Annotated in this window: 16 protein-coding genes and 1 tRNA gene; 9 read left to right on the top strand and 8 right to left on the bottom strand. The window is 45.7% G+C overall.

Annotated features, from left to right (window positions below):
- Window positions 1–157: 157 nt before the first annotated feature.
- Genes B5X60_RS06235 through B5X60_RS06225 form a run of 3 tightly spaced genes read left to right on the top strand, consistent with a single transcriptional unit; the run spans window position 158 to window position 5,418 of the window.
- Entirely contained in the window at window positions 158–1,312 is a 1,155-nt protein-coding gene (locus B5X60_RS06235) for a DUF4249 domain-containing protein (RefSeq protein WP_170878393.1), read from the top strand.
- A gap of 9 nt (window positions 1,313–1,321) precedes the next feature.
- The gene (locus B5X60_RS06230) at window positions 1,322–3,739 is read left to right on the top strand and encodes a hypothetical protein (RefSeq protein WP_079701744.1); all 2,418 of its coding nucleotides are present in this window, start codon (window positions 1,322–1,324) and stop codon (window positions 3,737–3,739) included.
- Window positions 3,740–3,741: 2 nt separating this feature from the next.
- Window positions 3,742–5,418, top strand: a complete 1,677-nt coding sequence (locus B5X60_RS06225) for a gliding motility-associated C-terminal domain-containing protein (RefSeq protein WP_079701743.1) — start codon at window positions 3,742–3,744, stop codon at window positions 5,416–5,418.
- A 215-nt stretch (window positions 5,419–5,633) separates the two neighbouring features.
- On the opposite strand, the gene B5X60_RS18630 is transcribed toward B5X60_RS06225, so the two are convergent.
- Window positions 5,634–5,888, bottom strand: a complete 255-nt coding sequence (locus B5X60_RS18630) for a pentapeptide repeat-containing protein (protein WP_221406206.1) — start codon at window positions 5,886–5,888, stop codon at window positions 5,634–5,636.
- 34 nt (window positions 5,889–5,922) lie between these two features.
- On the opposite strand from B5X60_RS18630, the gene B5X60_RS06220 reads away from it, so the two are divergent.
- The 3 genes from B5X60_RS06220 to B5X60_RS06210 all read left to right on the top strand — a co-directional run bounded on the left by B5X60_RS06220 (window position 5,923) and on the right by B5X60_RS06210 (window position 9,575).
- The gene (locus tag B5X60_RS06220; RefSeq protein ID WP_079702325.1) at window positions 5,923–8,397 is read left to right on the top strand and encodes a family 20 glycosylhydrolase; all 2,475 of its coding nucleotides are present in this window, start codon (window positions 5,923–5,925) and stop codon (window positions 8,395–8,397) included.
- A gap of 112 nt (window positions 8,398–8,509) precedes the next feature.
- Window positions 8,510–8,965, top strand: coding sequence for a GNAT family N-acetyltransferase (locus B5X60_RS06215; RefSeq protein ID WP_079701742.1), 456 nt, complete (start codon window positions 8,510–8,512; stop codon window positions 8,963–8,965).
- Window positions 8,966–9,110: 145 nt separating this feature from the next.
- Window positions 9,111–9,575 carry a hypothetical protein gene (locus tag B5X60_RS06210; RefSeq protein ID WP_079701741.1) on the top strand — a complete coding sequence of 155 codons (465 nt, stop codon included), beginning with the start codon at window positions 9,111–9,113 and terminating at the stop codon, window positions 9,573–9,575.
- Between the two features lie 111 nt (window positions 9,576–9,686).
- Here B5X60_RS06210 and B5X60_RS06205 read toward each other — a convergent pair whose 3' ends face one another.
- A complete protein-coding gene (locus B5X60_RS06205; RefSeq protein ID WP_079701740.1) occupies window positions 9,687–12,143 on the bottom strand; it encodes an ABC transporter permease in 2,457 nt (818 codons plus the stop codon).
- Window positions 12,144–12,421: 278 nt separating this feature from the next.
- On the opposite strand from B5X60_RS06205, the gene B5X60_RS06200 reads away from it, so the two are divergent.
- The gene (locus B5X60_RS06200; RefSeq protein ID WP_221406204.1) at window positions 12,422–13,228 is read left to right on the top strand and encodes a DUF1206 domain-containing protein; all 807 of its coding nucleotides are present in this window, start codon (window positions 12,422–12,424) and stop codon (window positions 13,226–13,228) included.
- 159 nt (window positions 13,229–13,387) lie between these two features.
- Here the strand turns inward: B5X60_RS06200 and B5X60_RS06195 are convergent, their stop codons facing one another.
- Window positions 13,388–15,496, bottom strand: coding sequence for an ATP-binding protein (locus B5X60_RS06195; RefSeq protein WP_079701739.1), 2,109 nt, complete (start codon window positions 15,494–15,496; stop codon window positions 13,388–13,390).
- A 382-nt stretch (window positions 15,497–15,878) separates the two neighbouring features.
- On the opposite strand from B5X60_RS06195, the gene B5X60_RS06190 reads away from it, so the two are divergent.
- Window positions 15,879–15,952 (top strand) — tRNA-Lys (locus B5X60_RS06190).
- 266 nt (window positions 15,953–16,218) lie between these two features.
- Here the strand turns inward: B5X60_RS06190 and B5X60_RS06185 are convergent.
- The 4 genes from B5X60_RS06185 to B5X60_RS06170 all read right to left on the bottom strand — a co-directional run bounded on the left by B5X60_RS06185 (window position 16,219) and on the right by B5X60_RS06170 (window position 18,804).
- Window positions 16,219–16,884 carry a hypothetical protein gene (locus tag B5X60_RS06185; protein ID WP_079701738.1) on the bottom strand — a complete coding sequence of 222 codons (666 nt, stop codon included), beginning with the start codon at window positions 16,882–16,884 and terminating at the stop codon, window positions 16,219–16,221.
- A gap of 3 nt (window positions 16,885–16,887) precedes the next feature.
- The gene (locus tag B5X60_RS06180; protein ID WP_079701737.1) at window positions 16,888–17,391 is read right to left on the bottom strand and encodes an RNA polymerase sigma factor; all 504 of its coding nucleotides are present in this window, start codon (window positions 17,389–17,391) and stop codon (window positions 16,888–16,890) included.
- Window positions 17,392–17,697: 306 nt separating this feature from the next.
- Entirely contained in the window at window positions 17,698–18,093 is a 396-nt protein-coding gene (locus B5X60_RS06175) for a VOC family protein (RefSeq protein WP_079701736.1), read from the bottom strand.
- A gap of 201 nt (window positions 18,094–18,294) precedes the next feature.
- Complete coding sequence (locus tag B5X60_RS06170; protein ID WP_079701735.1) at window positions 18,295–18,804, bottom strand: DinB family protein; 510 nt, start codon at window positions 18,802–18,804, stop codon at window positions 18,295–18,297.
- 249 nt (window positions 18,805–19,053) lie between these two features.
- Between B5X60_RS06170 and B5X60_RS06165 the strand changes: the two genes are divergently transcribed.
- Window positions 19,054–20,400 (top strand): serine/threonine protein kinase, encoded by a 1,347-nt coding sequence (locus B5X60_RS06165; protein WP_079701734.1) that lies wholly within the window; start codon window positions 19,054–19,056, stop codon window positions 20,398–20,400.
- A gap of 561 nt (window positions 20,401–20,961) precedes the next feature.
- On the opposite strand, the gene B5X60_RS06160 is transcribed toward B5X60_RS06165, so the two are convergent.
- Window positions 20,962–21,318 carry a DUF2200 domain-containing protein gene (locus tag B5X60_RS06160; protein ID WP_079701733.1) on the bottom strand — a complete coding sequence of 119 codons (357 nt, stop codon included), beginning with the start codon at window positions 21,316–21,318 and terminating at the stop codon, window positions 20,962–20,964.
- Between the last annotated feature and the right edge of the window lie 29 nt (window positions 21,319–21,347).

The following is a 21,347-nucleotide window of genomic DNA, read 5'->3' as shown; positions in this document are numbered from 1 at the left end:
ATAAACGTAGGATAAACGTAGGATGGTGCTGCTACAGCTACAAGATAACATCGCAGTAAAGAAGGCTTTATCTGCTTAGGAATTAAGAATTAGTAAACCAATGACGAATTGCCATTCATTATTTAGAATTGGGCGGAGTCTTGAACAGGGAAAAACAATGAGGAAACTATTTACGATAGGAATTTTTGCTCTTCTCACCGTGGTCGGATGTAAGAAGCCTTTCAACCCGGAAGCAATCAACGGGTTCAGTAGCGCCTTAATTGTAGAGGGAGTGATCAATCCGTCGGGCGTTACGAATATCTATCTCAGTCGTACACTGGACCTGGATGATAAGGTGGTGATAAAGCCAGAGCCAAAGGCCGTTGTTCAGGTTCTCTCTGAAAATAATACAGCGGTTACTCTGGCCGAGAAGACCGGTGGGCTCTATTCAATACCGGCGCTCAGCTTGAACAGTACACAGAAATACCGTCTCCGGATCCGAACAAGCGCGGGTGTGGAGTATATGTCGGATGCCCTGGCTGTTAAAAATACCCCTCCCATTGATAAGTTTTACTGGGAAAGGTCGCCGGAAGGTGTTGGCATTTATGTTGATGCCCAGGACAGTCAGAATAATACAAAATATTACCAGTGGGATTTTGAAGAAGACTGGGAAATACGTTCCATTGATTCCGCAAAATACTCCGGTGTACCCGGACCAATGGGGGGAATAGCCGTTGTGGCGCGCGATTCAAAGGAGTCTGCCTTGATGTTTACCTGCTATAAGTCGCAGCGGTCTACTAATATTGATATTTTCTCAACGGCAAAGCTTAGTGCGGATGTGGTTTCCCGTCACCGCGTAGCCTTTATCCCGAATATTTCTGACAAATTAAGCGTGCGGTACAGCATACTTGTCAGACAATATGCCCTCAACTTTGAAGCTTTTGAATACCTGAGCATGATGAAAAGGAACACAGAGCAATTGGGCTCCTTTTTTGACGCACAGCCTTCAGAGTTAGTTGGCAATATCAGGAATGTGAGCGATAAGAATGATGTTGCTATTGGCTATATCGTGATTGCTCCGGTGCTTGAAAAGAGATTGTTTATTACGATCAGCGATGTTCCCGGCTGGGGCTTCCGCCTGAATTGTAATACATTTCCAGTTAAAAACGACCGTGATAGTCTTGCTGTGCATTTCGGACCAGGCGCTGCATATACTCCGCAATATCCAGTGCAAAACAGTGCTGGTGGCATAACACACTGGACTGCAACTCCTGCTTCATGCCTCGACTGCCGGCTGCGCAGCGGTACTAATGTTAAACCCGCATTTTGGTAGGATATGACGATGCGAGAACTCACACAAGGAATCAAGGGAATGTTTTGCCGGCAAAGATTGCTGTGCCTGCTGGGCTTCTTGCTATTGGTTAGCGATACCTTTGCCCAATCGGTGAGCCTGGACAGTATCAGCTCCCGATTTAACCGCTTCAGCAAGAGCAATCTGCAGGAAAAAGTTTACCTGCACACCGATAAGGACCTGTATCTGGCCGGCGAGATCGTATGGTTCAAGGTTTATAATGTGGGCTCGGAATCCAACAGCCTGCTTGACTTCAGCAAAATAGCTTATACAGAGATCCTGGATCAGGATCATAAGCCGGTCATGCAGGCTAAGATTGCGCTCGATAAAGGAACAGGAAATGGCTCTCTTCATTTGCCTGGCGATCTCAGTTCCGGTACCTATCGGATAAGATCCTACACCAGCTGGATGAAAAACTTCAGCGCTGACTATTTCTTTGAAAAGCCACTGCATATCGTGAATACACTCGCTAAGCCTGTCAGGCTACCTACAGCAAGCGTCAGGAATTACGACATTCAGTTTTTCCCGGAAGGAGGCAGTCTCGTGGAAGGGCTTGCTTCGAAGGTTGGGTTCAGAGTGGTTGATGATAGCGGCCGGGGTGTAGACTTTAGGGGCAGTATTGTTGATGAAAGAAATGACACTATTACCCGCTTCAGGCCATTAAAATTCGGTATCGGCAATTTTATAATGGAAACCGGAAGCAACAAGTCATACAAAGCAGTTCTGAACCTGCCTGGCGGACAAACCCGTACTGTCGACTTACCACAGCCTAATAAATCGGGCTTTGTCATGTCCTTAAGCGAGACTTCAGGCAAGTTAAATGTGAGTATTGCAGGAAATACATCAGATGCCAGGGAAATTTTATTGCTCGTGCATACCCGCCAGCAGACCAGGCTTGCTGAGAAACTAAGGCTAAACGAGGGTAAGGCAGTTTATCAGATCGATAAGTCTATCCTGGGCGATGGGATTTCACATTTCACAGTCTTCAGCAGTTCCGGTCAACCTGTAGCCGAGCGTCTTTATTTCAAACGTCCTTCCTCCAAACTAACGTTTACGGTAAAACCGGATCAGCTGCAATATGGTAAACGGAAGAAAGTTACCCTGGATCTTGCAGCAATCACTGAAAATGGTGCAGCAACTCTAGCTGAGGCGTCAGTGGGTGTATATGCATCAAATGGGCTCTCATCAAATAGCACAGACATATTAAACTATTTATGGCTGAAATCAGATCTCAGGGGCAACATCGAAGACCCTGGATATTATCTTAAGAATACTGACCCACAAGCCAACGAAGCCCTTGATAACTTAATGCTTACTCACGGCTGGAGAAGATTTGTATGGGAGGAGGCTATGGGCGGCAAGCCTGCAGCAATAACTTTCCTGCCAGAAATCGAGGGTCATATTATAAGCGCTAAGTTAACAGACTCGCGCACGAACTCACCTGCAGGTGGAATCGTATCGTATCTGTCAGTTCCCGGAAAGAATGTCCGGCTCTACACCGCACGGAGCAATACTTCTGGCGACCTTAAATTCTATACAAAAGATATTTATGGCCCGTCTGAGCTCGTTGCCCAGACCAATTACAAGCAGGATTCGACTTATCACATCGAACTTCTAAGTCCTTTCTCAGCTAAAACCACTAATTATTCGCTATTGAGCGATCCTCTTACCGAGAATTTTAAAGATGAACTTCTGACTCTGAGCGTTGGAAACCAGGTGCAGAATGTCTACCTTAACGAAAAATTGCGGACCTTTTATGCGAAGCCGCAGGATAGTGTGTCCTTCTATCTAAAGCCCGACAAGAGTTATCTTCTGGATAACTTTGTGAGATTTAATACCATGGAAGAAGTGCTGAGAGAGTATGTATTAGAAGTGCCCGTCACAAGGCAGAGAGACGAGTTTTCCGTTTGGGTTTCATTCAAACCCCATTACAATGATACCTATAAAAATGTTGAGCCCTTAGTATTATACGATGGAGTGCCCGTATTCGATCGCGGAACCAAGATGGTTAAGTATGATCCGAAGAAGGTGAAAACTATTGATGTTCTTACTAAGAAATACTACCAGGGGCCTGTCACATTTAACAGCATAATTAATTTCAAGTCTTATAAAAACAACCTTCCTGACTTTCAATTGGACAGCAGGGCGACAGTTGTCGATTATGAAGGCACTCAGCTGAGAAGAGAATTCTATTCCCCGGTTTATGAAACCGAGGCACAAGCAGCAGACCGTTTACCTGATTTTCGTAATTTGTTATTTTGGTTGCCCGATGCGGCCATCGATGCTAGCGGTAAGAGAAAAATGACCTTTTATACCTCTGATCAAAAAGGAAAATACACTATCGTTGTTCAGGGAATCACACCGTCAGGTCAGCCAGGTGTCGCATCTTCAACCTTTGAAGTAAAATAGCCATGCTGACGAGGGCTCTCATATTCCTAACTTGCTTTTTTAGCACAATACATAGTTACCCTCAGAGCATTAACGATTGCCCTCAAAATATTGGCTTTGAAACCGGGACCTTCGCAAACTGGAGAGCGTATAGCGGCTTTGTCAATGTGGTGAATAATAACAATGTCCGGACAACAAATTATGATCTTAGTGAAACAGGTCCTCAATATGGCCAGCATACCATCATTCCCAAGGGAATCGACAAGGATGAGTACGGTGGATTCCCTCTCAATTCTCCGAATGGCAGTGAGTACATCGTTAAGCTGGGAAATAATGTAGGCGGGCATGGTGCCGAACGTGTTAGCTACTCGTTTGAAGTCCCTGCAAATGTCGCGGCGTATTCAGTTATATTCAATTATGCGGTGGTCCTTCAGGCTCCCAATCACCAGCCCTATGAACAACCGAAGTTTACCGTTCAGATCATCGATGAAACTAATAGTGCCTCAACCAGCTGTGGTTCTTTTGAATTTGTAGCAGGTGGCGCTTTGCCTGGTTTTAAGCGGTCGGAAACTCAAAATGATGTAGTTTATAAACCATGGTCGCCGGTATTGCTTAATCTGACAGATTATATTGGGCATCGTATCAGGCTTGAGTTTACGAGCAACGATTGCACCTTTAATGCCCACTTTGGATATGTATACCTCGATGTTACCGAGAATTGTTCGTTCCCGGTTACCGGAAATATCATCTGCCCTGGGGCTGAGCCAATCGTACTGAAATCATTACCCGGGTTTAACGAATATGAATGGAGAAATACTCAAACCGGCGATTTACTCGGAACTGCCGATAGCCTGGTACTGCCGGCTGATACACCGGTAGGCACTAATATTGCGTTGAAACTTATACCCTTCCCTGGGCTTGGCTGTATACAAACTCTTTATACAACACTACAGGGACTCACCATTCGTGTGAAGCAGCCTCCTCCCGAATGTGTATCGGTTGACATGACTTTGCCGACGCATGTTTCGGGGAATTATCCGGATCTGACTTATACTTACTGGGAGGATGCAAATGCTACAATTCCGCATCCCAACCCAAAGAAGATTACGAAGAGCGGCACCTATTACATCAAGGGGCAAAACAAGCGCGGCTGTTTCGCTATCGCCGAGTTTAAAGCCATAATTGCCGAAAAACCTACCATTACGATAACAGATCCTGACCCGGTTGATTACCCCGCAACAGTCGACCTGACCCGGAGCTTTATACCGGATCCGACGATGAAATACTCTTATTGGCGGGATCCAAAGGCTACTGTGCCTGTGGCCGATGCAAAGGCCGTTAACAGGGATGCAACCTTTTACATTAAAGTAACCAATGCAGCCGGATGCAGCATCGTCGAGCCGGTAGTAGCAAATATTATCTACGAGGGCATCGTCATTCCGAATACCTTCACACCTAATGGCGACGGCATAAATGACCTGCTTACTGTACTTATTGACAACGCAATCACAGTCAAAAGTTTCAAAATATTCAATAAGTGGGGTGATGTTGTATTTACCACCACCGATATCTATAATTATTGGGATGGAAACAAAAACGGAACATCGCTTCCGGTTGGGGTGTACTATTGGTTTGTAGATGGCGTTGATGATAAGAACGGGAAGGTTAAGAAGTCGGGGTCTGTTGCGGTGTTGAGGTAATCCTATCATCCTATAAATCCTATCCCAGACAATCTTAATCCTATCACCCTATGAATCCTAGTTAAGGCAATTTTAATCCCACCATCCTATGAATCCTAGTCCAGACAATCTTAATCCTATCACCCTATGAATCCTAGTTAAGACAATCTTAATCCTATCATCCTATGAATCCTAGTCCAGACAATCTTATTCCTTTTTCGTAATTTTCCCCAAATTTAAAACCATCTCCCTATGATCAGGACTTTCATATCACAGACCAAAGCCCTTAACCTCTTCATTCTACTACTAGTTGCACTTGCAGTACCTGCATTTTCACAAGTCAAAACTACGCCAGCTAAAGCCACGCCAGCTAAAACTACGCCAGCTAAAACTACGCCAGCTAAAACTACCCCGGCGAAAGCTGCGCCGGCGAAGACTACACCAGCCAAGACTACACCGGCAAAAACAACACCAGCTAAAACAACTACCACAACAAGCGCGGCAAAACCAGCTCCGGCCTATAAGCTGCGGGTGGAATGGAAGCCAGTCCAGAATAACTATGAAGGGAAGAGCCAATCCTTGGCGAATTTGATAATCTTTAACGATTCTGATATCGATCTTCCACCGAATGGATGGACATTATATTTCAATTATAGCGGAAGTTTTCCTAAGCCGGAAAGCCGCGGCCTGACTATCTCCTATATAAATGGCGATTTATATAAAATTGAACCCAATCCGGCATCTGATGGTATTGCTGCCGGGGCAAGCATCAACTACCCAATGGTCCGCTCAGGATCAATAGACAACATCACAATGAACCCGCAGGGCTTTTATCTGGTAATGGACAGCGCACCAACGAAAGCTATTCCGGTGCCGGCAACTTATCCTGATCCAGACAACACATTTTTAAAAAGCCTCGCTGCGGCATCAAATAGCTGGATGAATCCGGCTAACGTTTTTGCCAGAAACCTGGTGGTTAAGGATGTTGATGAAGAACAGCTTGTTAAGATATTTCCGACACCCGCTTTATATAATACTGCAACAGGACAATTTTCACTCTATGCCGGAACGCGGATTTATGCTGAGCCGGCATTTGCGAAAGAGGCCAACTATCTTGCCAGCGAGTTGGAGAAAGTATTATTGTTAAAACCTGGGATCGTTCCAGAACTACCGACGGGAAATTCAATCATACTTCAGAAGAATACGCGGATGGCCCCAGAGAACTATTCACTAAAAGTTACCTCGGCTGGTGTGGTAATCTCGGCCTCTAGTCCCTCAGGCGCATTTTATGGCATCCAGTCCCTGAAAACTCTGATGCCGGCATCAAGCTGGAAGGGGAAACAGCAAACCATCCTGATCCCGGGTGTGGAAGTGATGGACGGTCCCCGTTTCGGCTACCGCAGTCTGATGCTTGATATTTCTAGAAACTTCCAGCCTAAGGAAGAGATTCTGAAGGTTCTCGATGTAATGAGCCTGTATAAATTAAATGCCCTGCACCTGCACTTTTCTGACGATGAAGGATGGCGTGTTGAAATCCCTTCACTCCCTGAATTAACGACAGTGGGTAGTGTGCGTGGCCATACGGTCGACAACAAAAATAATATTCAACCTTCATTCGGCTCGGGCGGCGCAGTAAATGTGCTTCCTGGCAGCGGCCATTATTCAAAAAAGGATTTCATAGAAATCTTGAAATACGCGGCCGTAAGGCATATCAGTGTGATACCTGAAATTGAGTCGCCCGGACATGCCCGCGCGGCAATCAAGTCTATGGAGAACCGTTATGCCAAGCTCATGAAGGCTGGTAAAGCTGCGGAAGCGAACCGGTATCGCCTTGCCGAACCCGCTGATTCGTCCGAATATCGCTCTGTCCAGGGCTGGAGCGATAATGTCATCAATGTGGCATTACCATCTGCCTATAATTTTATGGAAAGGGTTACCGACGACCTGATTGCTATGTACAAGGAAGCAGGAGCACCTTTGAAAACAATTCATTTCGGCGGCGATGAAGTTCCGGCGGGTGTTTGGGAGAAGTCACCAGCCTATTTAGCGCTTCAAAAGACAAATCCTAAGATCAAAACCACAGATGATTTGTGGTATTACTACTTTGGCAAACTAAATGATATGGTGAAGAAACGTGGACTGTATGTTTCCGGTTGGGAGGAAGCAGGCATGCGCAAAACCACCCTCGATGGCAAGTCTCATTATATTGCAAACCCGGATTTCGCGGATGACAACTTCCATCTGAATGTCTGGAATAATACGATTGGCTCGGGTGCTGAAGATCTTGCTTACCGCCTGGCAAATGGCGGCTACAAAGTGGTACTGTCACCAGTTTCTAATCAATATTTTGACTTGGCATACAACAACTCGTATTTCGAGCCGGGTTATAAGTGGGGCGGACTGGTTGATGCTGACAAGCCATTTTATTTTATTCCCTTCGACATGCTAAAGAATGTAAAAGAGAACGGTCAGGGAAACCCGATCGGTAAGCTTGACCAGACTGGCAAGATTCGTTTAACAGACTACGGAAAGTCAAATATCGTGGGTGTTCAGGGGCTCCTTTGGTCGGAGAACAATATAAGTACAGGCCGACTGGAATACATGTTACTTCCAAAACTACTGGGCCTGGCTGAACGTGCCTGGTCAAAAGACCCGGATTGGGCTACAATTAGCGATGCTGCTCAGGCAGATGTGCTCTATAATCAATCATGGATCGAGTTTGCGAATCGGTTGGGCAAACGTGAGCTACCACGATTAACTTATTATAACGGCGGATATTCATATCGCATTCCGGAACCTGGCCTTAAACAGGAGGGCCGCCGTGTTGTCGCTAATATCCAGTATCCTGGCCTCGAGGTTCGGTATACCACGGACGGCTCCGATCCTGCGGTTCTGAGTAAATTGTATACCGGTCCGATCACGGAGCGAAGCACCATAAAAGCAGCTGCATTTGATGCGAGTGGCAGGAGAAGCAGAATAGTGGAATTGGAGAACAGGTAGAAATATCGAGTATCAAGTATCGAGTATCAAGTATCAAGTATCAAGATACGGGGAATGTGAATTGGTTTAGGGTGGCATGGTGGATAATCGTAATTCTTAATTCAAACAACCCATGAGCGAAAGCAACCAGATTGCGGTTCATATAAGAGAAAGCAGGCCTGAGGATTGCGAAGAGGTTGTTGCATTGCTGCAGCAGCTATGGCCCGACCGTGAACTGAATCAAACGGCACTAAAAGAAGCATTTCTTAGATCCTTCAAGCTCGAGGGGCATATAATTCGTGTAGCGGTGCAGGGGAACCGACTGGTCGGACTATGCTCAATAAGTATCCGGAACAATTTAAAGGCAGAAGGGAACCTGGCTAATATTGATGAGCTGGTTGTGGATGAGAGCATGCGAAGCCAGCGCATCGGAAAGCAGCTACTGGACGACGCTGAGGAGATTGTCAAAATGCACGGCTGCCAGGTATTAGGATTAGAATCTTCATTTCATAGAGTGGATGCGCACCGGTTTTATGAGGAGAATGGGTACTGGAAGCAGGGGTATTATATATTAAGAGACCTGGATTAGGATTGTCTGGAATAGAATTAGTAGGATGATAGGATTAGAGGATTAAAATGGTGGAATAGGATTGATAGGAAAGGATTCATAGGATCAAGGTATTCTGCATTTGTATAACGCTATTCACCAATTTGGAGCATAATTAGCCCTTTCAATGTACCCAACAATTATTGCCCTTCATTCTCTCATTCGCTGGTTCGTATTGATCAGCCTGCTCTATTCTATCTCCCGCGCGTACATTGGCTGGCTCAGAACGAAACCTTTTGCAAAGCATGATAATCTGTCGCGTGCCCTCACCGCAAGATTTGCTGAGATACAATTCCTCCTTGGCGTGATCCTTTATTTTCTCAGCCCGATTGTCGATTACTTTTTACATAATTTCAAAGATGCCATTCACCTTCGGGAGATCCGTTTCTTCGGCATGGAGCACATCACGATGATGATCATCGCGGTAGGAGTGATCACCACCGGATCAGGCAAAGTAAAAGGCATGCCAACTGATCAAGAGAAGTTTAAAACAATGGCAATCTGGTTCAGTATCGGACTTTTGATCATACTTACCTCCATTCCATGGCCATTTTCACCACTGGTAAGCCGGCCATGGATACGAACGTTTTAAGTAGGGAATAGGAATTAAGAATTAAGAATTACGGCAGGCTGTCAACTGTCAACTGTCAACCGTCCACCGTCAACTGTCAACTGTCCACCCTCAACTGTCCACCGTCCACCGTCAACCCACCTTCAGGCTCTTCACCGGATTTGCTCCCGCTGCCTTTACAGCCTGGAAACTTATTGTTGCCAGCGCCACGATCATCGCAGCCAGGCCACCTGCAGCGAAAAGCCACCAGCTGATATTAATCCGATAAACGTAATCCTGCAGCCAGTTATTCATGAAGTACCAGGTGAGTGGGCTTGCAATTAGAAATGCCACTGCAATAAGGACAATAAATTCTTTCGAGAAAAGGAGAACGATATTTCCTGCTGATGCACCCAGCACTTTCCTGATGCCAACTTCCTGTATCCGCTGCACTGCCATGAATGAGGCTAAGCCGTACAAACCGAGACAGCTGAGGAAAATCGCTATAGAAGCAAAGATCTTATATAATTGTGCTAGCTGATCTTCCTGTTTGTAAAAGCTTTCAATCTTCTCATCCAGAAACTTGTATTCGTATACATAATCCGGGAAGCTTTGTTCCCAGACCTTTTGAATTGCACCAAGCGTAGCATTTATATTCGTAGTTGAAAGTTTGATGGCCGTCTGACGATACATGGTACTGTTAGTGGTGATCACCAAAGGGGCAAGGCCATGGCGTAATGAGCGGTCATTAAAATCTTTAAGCACTCCTACAACAGGTAATTTAATTAAGCCGCCCATGATGCTGAGTTCTTTATTAAGAATATCCTCCGGCCGTTTAAACCCAAGGCTTTTTACAAGTGACTCATTCACCAGAAATTCAGAGGTATGACCGGAAGGTTGAAGGTTCTTGCCGGCGACCAGCTGCAATTTATATGTGTCAACATAGCCCTCATCTGCGAACTTGGTGATCACCTGGAAATCAGATTCTTTACTATCATTCACCAACTGTACCTTGCTCCACATCTCATTATCATCTTCAGCAGGAGTGTTTGAGCTGAAGCTTAAAGACTGAACACCATTTACCTTCATAAGCTGCTGCCTTAAATAATCCGTGCCGCGTGTGCCGGTACTGTCAGGGCGAAAGGGAACATTCACGATAGCCTCTTTATCGAAGCCGAGCGGCTGATCCATAAAGAAGTTTATTTGTTTTGCGATGATCAGCGTTCCAATGATTAGTCCCTGTGCAATAATAAACTGAAATACCACCAGTCCGCGACGTAATGAAATGCCTTTTCCTGTAGCTTCATTCAGCTTGCTCTTTAAGGCGTTAACCGGGTTGAAACGCGAAAGCACCACCGCTGGATAGAAGCCGGCGAGGGCAGTTACGAGTAGTGTAAGTCCGATAAGAAATGCGATTAAGTCAGGCTTGATTAAGGCATTAAAGGAAAGCGATAGCTCCAGAAGACTTGCAACCGAAGGGAGGACGAAAATAGTAAGCAGAACAGCAAGCAAAACGGCCCCGCTTACAATTAGGAATGTTTCAACAATGAACTGGATCTGTAGCTGATACTGGTTAGAGCCCAGCACTTTCCTTACTCCAACTTCCTTCGCCCGTGTGGCTGCCTGAGCAGTGGCAAGGTTTATAAAATTGACACAGGCTATCAGGATAATAAAAGCAGCAATCAGCCACAGCACACGGATCAGGTCGCGGCTAATGGTTTTACTGCTGTAATTGCCAATTTCTGTGTCATAATGTACCTCACTCAAGGATTGTATGGTGTAAGTATCGCTGTTTCCAGCCGATTGCAACTTGGCTGTATGCGTCTTCAACTGCCGGTCGAATCGATCAGCAGTCATGCCCGGAGGCAGCAGTACATAGCTCCCAAATTCCGGGGAACTGTGGCCCCATTCGGGCTGCTGTAAACCATAGATATTATCTCCCGTGAAATCAGTTCCCCAGGCTATTACCAACTTGAGCTGGAAGTCAGTATTGGCGGGAATGGTTTGCAGAATCCCGGTTATATTCAGCACAATTGGTGGAAACTGAAATAAAGCTGATCCGATGCGATAATATCCTGTTAGACGGATGTTTCTACCCAGCGCACTTTTCCAGTCCCCGAAATATTTTTCCGCAATCTCTTTCGTCAGGAACACATTGTTCGGATCGTTCAACGAAGCGTATGAGCCTGCCAGCAGCGGAAAGTCAAACATCTTAAAAAAGGAGGGATCAGTGTAAAATACCCCGGTTTGTTCCTTGAAGTTCTTTACCGGACGTCCACTTGCATCTAGCACTTGAAGCTGATCGTTCCGGCTGGCATAAATGGGAGCAACCTGCACTTCAGGGAAGGCTGATTTCAAGCTGCGGGGCATTGGGAAAGGAATACTCGTGCTGGCAGAAGCACTGACTCCTTCCGCCTGATGTTCAGTCAGCAGCCGGTAAACCCCTTCTTTCTTTGCATGGAAGGAGTCGAAACTGTTGTGAAATTGTATAATAAAGAAAATCACCATGCAAACGGCAATTCCTACCGCCAGCCCGACAATATTTATTACCGCATAATTCCTGTTACGGATCAAATTTCTGAATGCGATCTTGAAGTAGTTCTTTATCATGGTGAGATATCTTCAGCTTAAGACTGCCTGAAGTAAAATCCGTACCACGAATATAATACTCTGTTAATCAATATTTTGTATGGTATACTATGCATCGTAATTGTTCGGATTCGGACGCTTGGTGTACGTTTTGTTATTTGTGGGGTCTAATTAGCCGCCATTGCATGGTGGCCTACTAAAATCTTTTCAACTCCTAATAATTCCAATCCTTCCCAACACAAAACACCATTCAGCGGGTTATACTGTATTCTATCGGTAGCGATATACATTAAGATCTTATGCCAAAAAACATCATCACCCGTAATATGAAACCTATTGCCCGTGCCGGGTTGTCAGCGAAAGGGATCGTTTACGTGCTACTTGGAGCCCTGGCTTTTATGGCGGCATTCGGGATAAGCGGAAAATCCTCACAGAATACCAGTAAATCAGGGGTATTCGACTTCATATACGACCAGCCGGCTGGAGCGGTCCTGCTATGGATTGTAATTGCCGGACTAATCTGCTACGTGATATGGAGAATGATCCAGGCATTCGGTGATTCCGAGGAAAAGGGTGATGACACAAAAGGACTTGCAGTTAGGGGACGATATCTCTTTAGCGGCCTTGTATATGCGTCTGTTGCATTTAGTGCCTTCAAGATGGCAGTTTATCACAAAAAGGATTCAGGTAGCAGGTCGCAGGACGCAGCCCAGGAAATGCTTTCCCAACCTATGGGACAATGGCTGGTCGGTTTCGCGGCTGTGATCCTGCTTGCAGTAGGCGTGTACCAGATCTATTATGGGCTTTCCGAAAAATATCGCAAACACGTTAATAAGCATGTGCCTGCAGCTGCAAAACAATATCTGCTCACTGCCGGTAAGCTGGGTTATATAGCACGCGGAGTAGTCTGGCTGTTGTTTTCGTATTTATTTATTCAGGCGGCGTTAAGTTCAAATTCCAATGAGGCTGGTGATACGTCAAAAGCTTTCGGTATGCTGAGTCATAGTGATTACGGTCCGTATTTCCTGGCGCTTATCGGCATCGGATTGATGCTGTACGGACTTTTTAATTTCATCCGGGCGAGGTATGAGGAGTTTGGAAAGTAATCTTTAATTGCAATTAATTGCAGACCTGTTAATGTACACATGTGGTTGCAATTGAATGAATCGGGTAATGTGTTGACGGGCGAGGAATTACCTGGTTATTTCGGGATCCTGTTGGTGCTTTTTTTACTGGCAACCTGGGCTATTTGAAAATGTACCGCGTTACAATGGAAGCGTAAAATAGAAGGTTGAACCCTTTCCTTTCTGACTTTCAACCCAGATCCTGCCATTGTGCTGACGGATTATTTCAGAACTTAAATACAATCCAATTCCAAAACCTGAGATATGGCTATAGTTCGGATTATCTACCCGGTAAAACCGATCGAACAGGAATTTGATATCGGCCGGTTCAATTCCCATCCCATGATCAGTCACGCTCACTTCAATTTCCCCCGATCTCGTATGACACTGCAATTCAATCGCGGTTCCTTTCTCCGAATATTTAACCGCATTGCTTAACAAGTTGGAAATGACAGATCCGATCTTATCATGGTCGGCATAAACTACGGTCGATTCACAAGGGGAAAGGTTAATTACATGGGTGTCTGAAATGACTTTAGTTTCACTGATCACATTTTCGATAAGCTCTTTTAGGTTGAACTTACTTTTCTCCATTTGGATCTTTCCCGATTCCAGCCTGGAAATATTCAAGAACCCATTGATCAGGGAGCTCATTTTTTTAACCTGGACCTTAGCTTTGTCGAGCGCACCGGCAACAAATGAATCATCACTTGACTTTAGTTTGGAATGCAGCACCTGTACAATTGCCGTCAGGGTAGTGAGGGGTGTTTTAAGCTCGTGACTCACCATTCCAATGAAGTCGTTTTTACGCTGCTCATCCTGGGCCTGTTCCGTCACGTCCTGTAACACACCACTCAGGCGGACGGCCTGCTTGTTTTCGTCAAACTGTGTTTTGCCTTTGGCACGCACGATCCGGGGAATCGGATTTATTGAATTATAAATCGAATATTGAACATCATAATCCCCGCCGGATTCGAATGAAAGGGCATGATTTATGGCCGCCACAACTCGATTGCGATCCTTTTCATCAATTTGATCAGTAGCTTCGTTTAGAATAATTTCATCCGTTGATTTTAATCCAAACCATGATTTCAACAGGTTATTCCCAATAAAGCGACCAGTCCTGGGGTTTAAATCAAAAGTTGCCAGGGAAGCGGCATCGATTGCCAGCTGCAGTTCATCCTGGGCAACTTTATACTTTTCATTTAAGTCCGATAACTCATTATTGATCTGAGTCTGCTCTTCGTTCGATGCCGTGAGCTCTTCATTGATACTCGCTAGCTCTTCATTCAGAGCCGCCAAGGCATCCGATATTTCCTGCACTTCCTGCTTTGCCAGAACATTGTCCGTAACATCGGCAGCCGTGTTCATGACACCGTAGATTTCACCAGCGTCGTTTATTAAGGGAGTGAAGTTGTAATTGAAGTAAAAAATTTTAGGCTCACCATTCACCACAAGATCGATCCGCTGACTGCGGGCTTCAAAAGGTATACCCGTGGTAAAAACTGCGTCAAGCTGTGGGTAAACACCCTGTTCTTCCAGTTCCGGCAAGACCTCTCGATACAACTTCCCTACAACATCAGGCCCTTTTCCCCACACGTCGGTGATCGATTTATTCACAAACATGATCCTCATTTCCCGGCCGATATAGACACCAATAGGGAAAGGTGCTGCCTCCACGATACTCCGGGCCCGCCCTTCACTTTCCGAAAGGCGGAATAAGGTTCTTCTAAGCTCGTCCCGGCTCGCAGACAGTTCCGTGTTTGAGGCCTGCAGCTTTTGGTTGATTTCAATAGAATCCTTGATCACATCTTCCATTCCCTGCTTGGAGGCGTCAAGTTCAGAGTTTATAGCCACAATTTTCTGACGGGCTGCCACCTGCAAAGTATTTTCCATCACCCATATGGTCACCTTCTCAACCTGGCCATTGTTTTTAATGGGCGAGTACACAAAATTGACGAAAATCGATTCTTCCTTACCGTGGCGGATCAGCTGCAGCTCAACTTCATTCGCATGAAAAGCCTCACCCGTCCTGATTACCGTATTCAAAGCATCTTCATAAATGTCCCGTACTTCAGCAAATGCATCCCAATAAAACTTTCCGTAAATCTCCTCATAAGGTTTCCCTGCCACCTCCAGAAATTTTTCGTTTACCTTCTCTGCAACAAGGGTCTTTGCATCAAGGATACAGATGCCGATAGGAGCGTGGTCAAAGGTGTAGAGTAATTGAGATTCTTGAAGTGGCGACATTCTCTGGCAGTAGATGTGTAATATCTGCTAAACTAAAATTTTTTTGAGACAAAGTGGATATTTAGAGGAAAAGGGAATGGGTATTCTCCTTCATGGTACCCTGAGAGTCCACATTTTTCAAAAGTAATCTTCCTCTCGTAGCCGTGGGAGATTACCCTGCCAGTGCCATTCATGGGTATCATCATCTCGTCCGTTACCTGAACCGTACTGGAAGGGTTTATATTTTGACTGAGTTAAACGAAGGTAAGCTGTTCTGAGGGGGCCTTATGAGCAGGTCGAAGATTTAATAACACGTATTGGTATGTTTTATCCGGACAGAAATAGGCAACAGGTTTCCTTTAACAATTCTGAAATTTTTCGTTTCTTTGCAACCTAATCAAACGACTCCTTAGCTCAGCTGGTTAGAGCTACTGACTCTTAATCAGTAGGTCCTGGGTTCGAGTCCCAGAGGGGTCACAGATAAGTGGATAGTTGACGGTTGACAGTTGACAGTTGACAGTTGATTTCGCCTCGGAATATAACGGTGGGGTATAACAATTAACGCAGGTACGCTGAAAGTTGGGGACTGAAAACTGAAACTTGATGGTGAACTATTCACACAGGGAATAAAAAATGCCTTCATGATGCAGATCGTGAAGGCTTTTTCTATTTCGGGAAAAGTTAGGCGCGGGTTAAGAATGAAAAATTAATTTCTCGCAGCGTTTAGTCTCAGACCTCAGACCTCAGACCTCAGACTTCCGACCTCCCACCTCACTTTTGTACTCTTCGATCTGCTTAAGGAATTCCATGGCCTTTATTAGTTTTTTACCCCCATAGCCCTCTATAAAACCTCTGACCCACTTACGGTGTATATTCTCATGGGTCAATGTGTTGAACAGGTAGATAGAGCCAGCCACGAAGACTGTTACGATACTAAGATTGATCGCCCAGAAGGTAAAGCCTGCGTGGTCTACAAGTTCCTGGTTGTACCAAAAGGTGCAATAGAACGGGGCTTGCAGAACGAGGATCCGGCCTACGTTGTTTAGCGACACTTGTATCACTGCCAGTTTCTGCTGGGAATCGGTAATGCTATCGGAAATATCTACCTGATCTAGCAGGACAAGGTGCCGGATGTAAGCTGCTACGGCGAAAACATTAAATAACGCGATCATTCCTACAGAGGCAACGAAGTACAGATTGTGCAGAGTGTTAACCACTAAGAAAACAAGGATCATAATCCAAATCACTCCGGCTACTACGGCCGCTACCTGGTTTCTTTTAAAAGAGCCGATCTGGTCCTCGTACTTTTGCGTCTGCATCTCTTTGATGATCCGGTAATTCAGCTGCAAGCTCTGTTCCAGCTTCTTGTCGTACTCATGCCAGAGTGCTTTGATGGCTAATTCTTCCATTACTTATTGATTGATATGTGAAAACTTCTTCTTTAACTGTTCTTTAATGCGGCTGATCTTGGTGCGGATGTTCAGTTCCGAAAGCCCCAGGATCTCTGCCATTTCCTTCCCGCTCTTTTCTTCAAGGTATAGGATCATCAGCGCCCGGTCCAGCTCCTTCAATTCCCTGATAAATTGCTGGAGCAGGTTCAGGCTTGTTTCATCGTATCGATCGGTATCCGCAAATTCGAGCATGCTGTCGCCCAGTGGCACGAATACCTCTGTTTTCTTCTTGTCTTTTCGGTAGGAAGTGATGGCTACATTAAGGGCCACCCGGTACATCCAGGTAGATAGTTTGCTGCTGCGGTCGTACGTATTGAAAGAGCGCCAAAGCTGGAAGATGATTTCCTGAACCAGGTCTTTTTTATCGTCTTCATCTTTTTTGAAAGAGTTGGCGATCTTATAGATGATGCCCTTGTTCTCTTCGATTACCGATATAAATAATTCCTGCTGCGGATTGCTCTCCATTAATTCCTGCTATTTTAACAATGATTCGCCCGGATGGGGGAAATGTTACGGATTAAGAATTAAAAATTACGAACTATGAAAGAAGAATTAAAAATTAAGAGTTAAGAATTAAGAATAGCCAATTTCCATAGGGTTTAAGAAGCCTTCTTGTTGTATTAGTCAACGCTGTTTCCTTGTTCCGGTAGATGGGGCCAGTTAGCAATTACAAATCACCATCTCACAGCGTTTAGCCTCGGACCTCAGACTTCAGACTTCCGACCTCATACCTCAGAATATAACCACCTGACCAGTTAATGTCATTGTTTCTTACATACCACCTTCCAGCAGCAGCACATTGAACATGTGGCCGTCGGGATCAGCGAAAGCAAAAACATAATAGTTGTTTTCATCCCTGCCAGCTTCGCGCAGAATCCTCCCGCCGGCTGCCTTGACTTTATCCGACCAATCGTTTACTTCGGCTTCTGTTTCTGCTGAAAGAGTAAATATAATCTCACCCGATTTCGGTCCGGCAGGAAGGTACTCGTCAATCTGCGAGCCTGCTTCAAAGAAATGGATGATAAAGTTGTCATCACCAAAAAGGAAGCTGGCCAACTGTGGGTAATTGCCAGAGCCATTAACCTTAAATCCCAGTTGTTTGTAGAAATTGCTTGTGCGGGAAGCGTCTTTTACGCTGAAATTAGCCCAGATTTTTTTTGCGTTCATAGGTATTAGGTATTAGGTATGAGATATGAGGTATGAGGTATGAGGTATGAGGTATGAGGTATGAGGTATAAGGTATGAGGTATGAGGTCCGACAAGTTACAAATAATAGTATTTGCAGCGTCTAGTTTCCGACTTCAGACCTCAGTCCTTTCTCACAGCGTTTAGTCTCCGACCTCCGACTTCCGCCTTCAGACTTCTTTCCTATCCCTGATTTCGCACATCCTCCTCGTAAGTTGGCCCGTACATACCAGGAACCTTATTCCCCGTAGCACGCAGATATACGATCATCTCACCGCGATGGTGGTAAATGTGATTGAAGAGGAAACCGCGAATCACACCGATTCTGGCCATAGGTCCCAAGACCACTTTGTCGCCCACCTTCATTGTCCAGTTTTCCTTTAAATTTTCTTCGGTCAGGGATTTGAGGGCTTCCCGGGCTTTTTCAACATTGGTTTCGAAAAGCTCCAGAGTAGCCTTTATGTCGCCAGGCGATCCGCGCTCGAGCTGATCCGCCGCCATATCATATTCGTCCATTGTACAGGTGCCTACGTACCAATAGTAAATGGTAGCGATGTGCTGAGCGAGTTCGCCCATGGTCCAGGAAATATCGGAGGGTTTGAAGGCCAGGTCCTTTTCAGGGACGGCTTGTAAAAGTCTGCGGGTGCTGGTTACTTCGTGTTCGAATTCGTTAGAAAGAGATTTTAGGATCATAGCAGGGTTTTTTGGTTATTGGAATTGGCGGCAATAATAGTACCATTGTTGCAAATTTATTTCTGCCTCATGCCGGCAGACTGGCACCTACTTTTCCATCAGCTGAAAAGTAGGCAAAAAGCTGTCGCTCCGCCTGATGCTACACTGCTCCGTATCAATTACTATTAAAACTTTTATCTCTAATTCAGGTTTACCAAATAGTTTCATAGCCACAATTAATTTCTCTCTATTCATATTGTATCAACATAAATGGGCAAAATCTTTTCAATAACTGAAGGCCTCGAAAACCTTGGTGCTCTCCGTACTGGCGGGCAGGGTTCTGTATACAAAGCCCGCCGGGGGGAGGAGATCACTGCAGTGAAGATCCTTCCTACACCGCTGCACTCGGAAGACCTCGCGGATAAGAGCTACCGGGATTTTCAGAACGAGGTGACTAAGCTCAAAATGGTGAACGAATCGCCAAGCCCGCATGTGGTCAAGATCCTCAGCTCGGGGATTACTGACAGCGGCTCTTTGCCCTTCATTGAAATGGAATTTATTGAAGGCCCTGACCTTCAGGATATGCTGCTTGTACCCGGTACGAAGGCCTTTACGGTCGACGAGTCGATACGCGTAGCCGAACAGCTTTCCAATGCTCTAGCTCATTGCCATAAGGTGCAGGTCAAGCATGGCGATATTAAAAGTAATAACGTCAAGCTGAACGTAAAAACCGATAAATATATGCTACTGGATTTCGGACTGTCTATTATGTCGGATGAGCAGCGCCGTACCAGTTTAAGACATGCCGGAGCAATAGAGTTTATGGCTCCTGAGCAGAATGATGGGGAAATGCTCATGGAATCCGATGTCTACAGCTTTGGCATTATCATGTTCGAGCTCCTCGCCGGCCAGGTGCCATTCCCTTTAAACAGTAACAGCGAAACCTCGAGGAATGCCGTGATGGTATCTCACATGGAAAAACCAGTGCCCGATCTCCTGGAAATCCGTCGGTCAAATATGCCGGAAAACTGGGATGAAAGTAAACGCGAGGCAGAAATGCAGATCCCCGCGTGGCTGCAGGCGGTGATCGCTAAATGCCTCGAGAAGCTCCCGGTTAATCGTTTCCGGGATGGAGTGGAATTGAACCAGGCAATTGTTGAGAGTATCGCCGGCCGAAACGCATTTGCGTATACACCCCTGGCTGCTGCGATACCGCTGGTTGTTCCCACTCCAGAGCCCGTAGTCGCAGTTCCAGCCCATAAACCCGGAATCGATGCTATCCCCGATAATCCGGCATTAAATTTGGATTCACCCACATCCTCCAGGGATTACAAAAAGCCACTTATTCTGGCAGCAGTTTTCCTGCTGATCTGCCTGGCACTATTCGCCGGGTATCGTAGTTTAAAATCCCCTGCAGTCGACACCGTCGACAGTACCGCTATCAATGCCGAAAATCAAAGGCTTTTAGATTCTCTTGCTGACGCCGAGAGGATACAGGATTCGCTGGATAACTTACCAAAATACACAGAACCAGCGCCGGTGGCACAAGTTAACAGGGGCAATGGTAAAGGTAATGGGAAAGGAAAGGGAAGAGGGAAGGGGAAAAAGAAAAAATAGGTGTATGTATTACCGCCTGGTGCTGGCAGAAAAAACCATTTAGTGATGTTGTGCCCGCCTCGTGCCGGCGAAAGAGCACATACTTTTTTTCATTTCTTGCTTAATGTTCTTTAAAGGCATTCAAGCTTCCTTCGGAGGTTGCTTTAGGTCAAAAAGTATGCAATGCCGAACGGAGGGAGACCACGAATTCCATTAAAAACAAATTAAAGTGTTGAGTAAACCCCACCGCTGCGTCTGCTGCTTCGGAAGTTACTGCTTGGGCTTGGCCTGAAGTTACCGCACCAGCCAATGCGGAATGACGGTGAACGGAGAGTCAGTGGTTTGGCTTAAGAAGCGTACACATCGCTTAGCTGGTGTAAAAATGCTGGCCTGCGGCCCGCGGTGTGTACGCTAATGTCCCCCGCTGGCGGGGGGTGGGGGTGGATTCTTTGTGCGGTGTGTACGCTGGGTAGCTAACATAAACACAACGTCTGGCCCTGCAAGTTGCAGAACTCGCCCTCCTGAGACGCGATTAATATTGTTTTTCCGTGTCATTTCGTCGGCACGAGGCACAAAAACATTTTACTCCCTCAAAATCTTTTCCATCTTCCTCCCTTTCGCGACCTCATCCACCAACTTATCCAGATACCTTACCTTTTGCATAAGCGGATCTTCAATATCTTCTATCCGGTATCCGCAGATCATGCCTGTTATCTTTGAAGAGTTTGGATTTAGTGCGGGTGCTTCAGCGAAAAAGGTTTCGAAGGTGGTCTTCCTGTCGATCTGATCCTGCAGCGATTTTGCATCATAACCGGTCAGCCAGAAGATCACCTGATCCAACTCGGCCTTTGTGCGGCCTTTTCGCTCCACTTTCTGTACATACATCGGGTATACCCCCGCAAAGATCATTTTGTATACGCGTTCGGTGTTGTCTTTCATGCTAACGTAATGAGTTAATGGATACTAAA

It is taken from the genome of Daejeonella lutea (genome assembly GCF_900168015.1).
GTDB lineage: Bacteria > Bacteroidota > Bacteroidia > Sphingobacteriales > Sphingobacteriaceae > Daejeonella > Daejeonella lutea.
Note: the sequence above shows the minus strand (reverse complement) of the source record. Positions and strands in the feature narration are given on the sequence as shown.